At 56.8% G+C, this 2,304-nt stretch carries 3 protein-coding genes; 2 read left to right on the top strand and 1 reads right to left on the bottom strand.

What is annotated here, in order from left to right; genetic code table 11:
- Window positions 1-211: 211 nt before the first annotated feature.
- Together tnpB and tnpC are read left to right on the top strand one after the other, a co-directional pair.
- On the top strand, window positions 212-571 hold the full coding sequence (tnpB, locus tag AACY02_RS25840) for an IS66 family insertion sequence element accessory protein TnpB (RefSeq protein WP_339434347.1): 360 nt from the start codon (window positions 212-214) through the stop codon (window positions 569-571).
- 17 nt (window positions 572-588) lie between these two features.
- Window positions 589-2,133 (top strand): IS66 family transposase, encoded by a 1,545-nt coding sequence (gene tnpC / locus AACY02_RS25835; RefSeq protein WP_339434346.1) that lies wholly within the window; start codon window positions 589-591, stop codon window positions 2,131-2,133.
- Between the two features lies 1 nt (window position 2,134).
- On the opposite strand, the gene AACY02_RS26170 is transcribed toward tnpC, so the two are convergent.
- Window positions 2,135-2,304, bottom strand: a 170-nt coding sequence (locus AACY02_RS26170) for a transposase (RefSeq protein ID WP_445262011.1), incomplete at its 5' end; no start/stop codon positions are given.

Genomic DNA, 2,304 nt, shown 5'->3' with positions numbered 1-2,304 from the left:
TTCACGGCGATGGCTTGTTCGCCAACGGGTATCTCGATGATCGCCAATGCCTCTGACGGCCGCTTAGGAGGAGCCTTCAACGGGACAAACGCAGGCAACGCGGGCACTGAGCTGTGCCGGTAAAGCGTAACCGATCCACGAACCCCACATTCAAAGCCGCCATTTGATTCTGGATGCTGTGCTCCCGATCTCTTTCAGGAGCCAGCACGCCATGATGCGCCCCGACGCCAAAGTCGAAAAAGTGTACCTCTACCCTAAGCCGGTCGACTTCCGAAAATCCATCGATGGTCTGGCCGCCCTGGTCGAGCTGGATATCAAGGTTGCCGTATTCGATCCGGTGCTTTTTGTTTTCCTGAATCGCCACCGTAACCGAGTGAAAATCCTCTATTGGGAGCGCAACGGTTTCTGTCTCTGGCTCAAGCGCCTCGAATCCGAACGTTTTAAAATATCACCAGACGACCCCGACGAAGCCATCGTGTTGACGGTGCAGGAACTGAATTGGCTGCTGGACGGTTTTGATCTTTGGCGCAACCGTCCGCATCAGGTTTTGACTCCGCGTTTCGTCGCCTGACCCGGTATAATCCGGGCATGATTTCCATGCCCAAAGACCTTCCTGACGATCCTGCCCTGCTCAAGCAACTGCTGCTTGAGGCGCTCAGTCGTGAGCAGGTAACGGCTGAGGCCTACCAGACTCATATCGTCGATCTGAAAGAACAGATCAAGCTGTTGCGCGACCGTTTGTTCAATCGAAAATCCGAGCAGACGGTCGAACCCAACACGCCGCAACTGGCGTTGTTCAACGAGCCTGAAAGTGAGCCGATGCCTTCCATCGGCGACGCCGATGAAGAAGTTGTGGCTCCGACGCCGCGTCGCGGCAAACGCAAGCCGTTGTCGGCTGACTTGCCGCGCATCGAAGTCATTCACGACCTGCCCGAACACGAACTGATCTGTGCCTGCGGTTGCCGCAAGCACATGATCAGTGAAGAAACCAGCGAACAGCTGGACATCGTGCCGATGCAGATCCGGGTCATCAAACACATCCGCAAAGTCTACGGTTGCCGCGGTTGTGAAATGGCACCGGTCATCGCTGACAAGCCAGCGCAGTTAATCGAAAAGAGCATGGCCAGCCCAAGCGTTCTGGCGATGCTGCTGACCACCAAGTATGTCGATGGCTTGCCGCTGCACCGTTTCGAAACGGTGCTGAGTCGCCATGGCATAGAAATCCCGCGCCAGACGCTGGCCCGCTGGATCATCCAATGCGGCGAGCATCTGCAACCGCTGTTGAATCTGATGCGCGACCGCTTATTGGAAAGCCCGGTCATCCACTGCGATGAAACCCGCGTCCAGGTACTCAAAGAACCGGATCGCGACCCGACCAGCCAATCGTGGATGTGGGTGCAGGCCAGCGGGCCGCCGGATCGAAAAGTGGTGTTGTTCGACTACACCTCCAGCCGTGCGCAGGAAGTGCCACTGCGCCTGCTGGAAAGTTATCGCGGCTATGTCATGACCGACGATTACGCCGGCTATAACGCGTTGGCGCTGCAACCCGGTGTTGAGCGATTGGCGTGCATGGCCCATGCACGGCGCAAGTTTGTCGAGGCGCAAAAAGTACAGCCGAAAGGTAAAACCGGGCGCGCGGATATCGCGCTGGCAATGATCAACAAGCTGTACGGCGTCGAGCGTGAACTCAAGGACGTGAGTGATGAACAACGTTTTATCGGTCGCCAGGAAAAGAGCTTGCCGGTACTGGCGCAGTTGAAAAGCTGGCTGGAGAAAACCCAGTCCCAGGTCACGCCGCAAAGCGTGCTGGGTAAGGCGGTTAATTATCTTGCCAACAACTGGAGCCGGCTGGAGCGTTACGTGGAAGCTGGATTTTTACCGATCGACAACAACCCGGCAGAGCGCGCAATAAAACCGTTTGTGATCGGGCGCAAGGCCTGGCTGTTCAGTGACACGCCCAAAGGGGCGACAGCCAGTGCGCAGATCTATAGCTTGATCGAGACAGCAAAGGTCAACGGCCAAGAGCCCTATACGTGGCTGCGCCACGTACTTGAGCGGTTGCCGCATGCCTCGTCAGTAGAGGACTATGAGGCCTTGCTTCCGTGGAACTGCTCACCGGAGATGCCACGGTAAATCAAAGCCTCATCCTGCGGTAGGTGGGGTTTATGGATCGGTTACGGTAAAGCGGCAGCCATTTACGAATGACGTTGGCGTTGATGCCGTGAGCGATGGCGACGCTTGAAACGGTGGCGCCGGGCTGAAGGCATTCCTGAACGACCTGGGCTTTGAACGGTTTGGGATAAG

The organism is Pseudomonas sp. EA_65y_Pfl2_P78 (genome assembly GCF_963970495.1).
Taxonomy (GTDB): domain Bacteria; phylum Pseudomonadota; class Gammaproteobacteria; order Pseudomonadales; family Pseudomonadaceae; genus Aquipseudomonas; species Aquipseudomonas baetica_A.
The sequence above is the reverse complement of the archived record's forward strand: the minus strand, read 5'-3'. Positions and strand labels throughout refer to the sequence as shown.